Raw genomic sequence first — 2,807 nt, forward strand, 5'->3', positions numbered from 1 at the left:
GAGGGAATCAACAGCCTTATCCAAGCAGCTAAAGCCAAGGCCAGGGGATACAGGACCATCAAAAACCTGATCACCATGATCTACCTCATTGGTGGCAAACTCGAATTCAGGTTACCCACATGAAATAGCGAGGAACCATCAAAATATTATAAAAAAATATGACATGAAATCAATTGAACTTTTTTATTCAATAGACAGCAATTTAATTCATCAATTGCCTGATCAGGCTTATTATAAATATTTCTATTGATAATAAGCTCTAAGGGAGTTAATTCCAAAGCTGTAGCAGCCGGAGTATCCGAAGCATTAAATACCTGTGAGCTTTCATTTATAGCTTTTTATCTTATAAATTCCTGTCATAAATCCCACAGGAGCAGATTGAGAATTCGAGAGAACCAATTAATATGAAAGCACTGAAAGTAATTGTTATAGGCGGTGGTCCGGCAGGGCTTATGGCTGCGGGACAGGCAGCTGAGGCAGGAGCTGATACACTTCTGCTTGAAAAAATGAAACGGACAGGCCTCAAACTCAGTATTACAGGAAAGGGCCGCTGCAATATCACAAATATCGCTGATATATCCGATTTTATATCCCATTTTGGTAAAACCGGTCCTTTTCTCAGGCAAACTTTTGCCAGGTTCTTCAATACAGATCTCATGACATTCTTTAATGAACTGGGTCTGAAGCTGGTAACTGAAAGAGGAGGGCGTGTATTTCCTGCCAGCGGCAAAGCACCGGATGTCTGGAGAGTTCTTCTGCAATGGAATAAAAAATCCGGTGTCAGTATCAATCATTCTGCTTCTGTTGAAAAAATACTGATACATAATGAACGCGTGACCGGTGTTGTTTCCCAGGGCAGGGAAATTTCCTGTGATGCAGTTATTCTTGCTACGGGAGGGGCTTCCTATCCTTCTACAGGCTCAACCGGAGACGGCTACAGACTTTGTGAAGCAGCAGGACATACAATAATTCCTGTACGTCAGGCACTGGTCCCGCTTGAAACTTACGGAGATGAGGCAAAAAAAATGGCCGGACTCAATCTTCGCAATGTTAATACCCGGATGTTTGTGAGCGGAAAGAAGAAAAGGGAACAATTTGGTGAGATAGTGTTTACAGAGTTCGGGCTAACCGGGCCTTCAATTCTTACCTTAAGCGGTGAAGCAGTTGACAGTCTGCGCAACGGGCACAAAGTTGCCTTTTCCATTGATCTCAAACCGGCTCTTGATGAAAAAAAACTTGATGCACGTCTTCAGCGCGACATTGACTCCCGGGGTAAGGAGCAAATCGGCAGCCTTTTGCGGGGATTGATTCCCAGGGAAATGGTTCCTGTCTGCCTTGATCTTACCCGGATATGTGGCGAACATCCGGCTTCCGGTATATCTGCAAAAGAACGTGTGCGCCTCAGAACCTGGCTTAAGGATTTCCGGCTGGAGGTAAGCGGATGCAGACCTTTTGCCGAGGCAATTATCACTTCAGGAGGAGCAGACATCCGTGAGATTGATCCTATGACAATGGAATCCAGGAAAACAAAAGGGCTCTTTATTGCAGGAGAGCTGCTTGATATTCAGGCTGACACAGGCGGATATAATCTGCAGGCGGCATTCTCAACCGGCTGGCTATCAGGACGCAGCGCAGCGCAGATAACTACACTGCCAAAAAAAAATACTTCAAAGAAACCAAAAAAGGATGGATTCAGTTAATCTTTCTGTAAATGTTTTTCAATTTTAATGGTTTCGGGATAGATCCGGACGGGCAATAGGTTACTATCATCGTTGGTGAAATGAATATCAAAAAAACCCGGGCAGAATAGAACCGGGAAACAGCTTCTTAAAAAGGCCCGGGCCGATAAGCATTAGATATTGAGCCTGATTATCTCAGGGATAAGACCTTTTGAATTCACGATAACTTTTGCAATCGTAACAGGCAGATTCGACCTGCGCGGACCTGCGCTTCCGGGATTGAGGTAGAATATGGAATTCTGCTGTTTAATTTCTGCTCTGTGCGTATGTCCGAAAATAACCATTTCAAAGCTTGCAGCAGCAGATTCAAGATCAAGGCCATCAAGCTCATGTAATATATAAAAAAAATGGCCACAAAATTCTACAAATTCTGTCAGCGGAAGTTTTTCGGTCCACTTCCCCCTGTCCGTATTTCCTTTTACAGCATGTACCGGAGCAATCCTGCCAAGCTCGTAAAGTACTTGCGGATCTCCAATATCACCTGCATGAAAAATTATATCACAATCAGCTATGGCTGAAACCGCCTCAGGTCTTAAGAGACCATGTGTATCGGATAAAACTGCTATTTTACAAGGCATATAATAATTTAAAAGTCTTCTTAAAGTTTAATATATCAATCATCGCCGATATCTCCGCTCCAGCATGCGCCTAAATCTTCGGCAAATTTTCTCTCCTTAACGCTTCTGGCAAAAACAAAGAAAGATGATTGGGGAAATAAGTATTTAGCCATTTTGAGCACAAGATGAGCGGAAGCACCGAATCCTGTTAGCCCCAGACTTTGGCCGTTTTCAAGGCCGCTTAATTTCAGTGAGCGGTATCCTATTGCTCCTGCACACAGCAGCGGAGCAGCCTCAGAATATGAAAAAATATCAGGAATAGCAAAAGCAGCGCTTTCCGGCACAACCATTTTAAGTTCGCCTGTTTTTCAGCGGTGGTCGGGATTGTTTGAACAGCAAAATGCTTTTTTTAAGTGATAAACTGCTTATTCAAGCTGCTGCCTCTTTCTTGGGAAATGTTTCCCAGTAGACCATATCCGGTGTTTTTTTGTCAAGTTTTTGATGCGGCCGT

4 protein-coding genes are annotated in these 2,807 nt (G+C 43.5%); 2 read left to right on the plus strand and 2 right to left on the minus strand.

Annotated features, from left to right (window positions below; genetic code table 11):
- Both VXK47_RS11515 and VXK47_RS11520 read left to right on the plus strand, forming a co-directional pair.
- On the plus strand, window positions 1-123 hold a 123-nt coding region (locus tag VXK47_RS11515), incomplete at its 5' end, for a transposase (protein WP_435547519.1).
- Between the two features lie 281 nt (window positions 124-404).
- Entirely contained in the window at window positions 405-1,700 is a 1,296-nt protein-coding gene (locus tag VXK47_RS11520; RefSeq protein ID WP_435548927.1) for an NAD(P)/FAD-dependent oxidoreductase, read from the plus strand.
- 152 nt (window positions 1,701-1,852) lie between these two features.
- Here VXK47_RS11520 and VXK47_RS11525 read toward each other — a convergent pair whose 3' ends face one another.
- Both VXK47_RS11525 and VXK47_RS11530 read right to left on the minus strand, forming a co-directional pair.
- Window positions 1,853-2,317, minus strand: a complete 465-nt coding sequence (locus VXK47_RS11525) for a metallophosphoesterase family protein (RefSeq protein ID WP_435548928.1) — start codon at window positions 2,315-2,317, stop codon at window positions 1,853-1,855.
- 35 nt (window positions 2,318-2,352) lie between these two features.
- Window positions 2,353-2,646: a hypothetical protein gene (locus VXK47_RS11530; RefSeq protein ID WP_435548929.1), complete on the minus strand. Its 294-nt coding sequence runs from the start codon at window positions 2,644-2,646 to the stop codon at window positions 2,353-2,355.
- Window positions 2,647-2,807: the final 161 nt, after the last annotated feature.

The sequence above is a fragment of the Desulfobacterium sp. N47 genome (assembly GCF_051233685.1).
GTDB lineage: Bacteria > Desulfobacterota > Desulfobacteria > Desulfobacterales > RPRI01 > RPRI01.

Excerpts from the sequence above, each read along its gene's own strand:
- VXK47_RS11525 (WP_435548928.1), bottom strand. The coding sequence starts at position 2,317 with ATGCCTTGTAAAATAGCAGTTTTATCCGATACACATGGTCTCTTAAGA.
- VXK47_RS11520 (WP_435548927.1), top strand. The coding sequence starts at position 405 with ATGAAAGCACTGAAAGTAATTGTTATAGGCGGTGGTCCGGCAGGGCTT.
- VXK47_RS11530 (WP_435548929.1), bottom strand. The coding sequence starts at position 2,646 with ATGGTTGTGCCGGAAAGCGCTGCTTTTGCTATTCCTGATATTTTTTCA.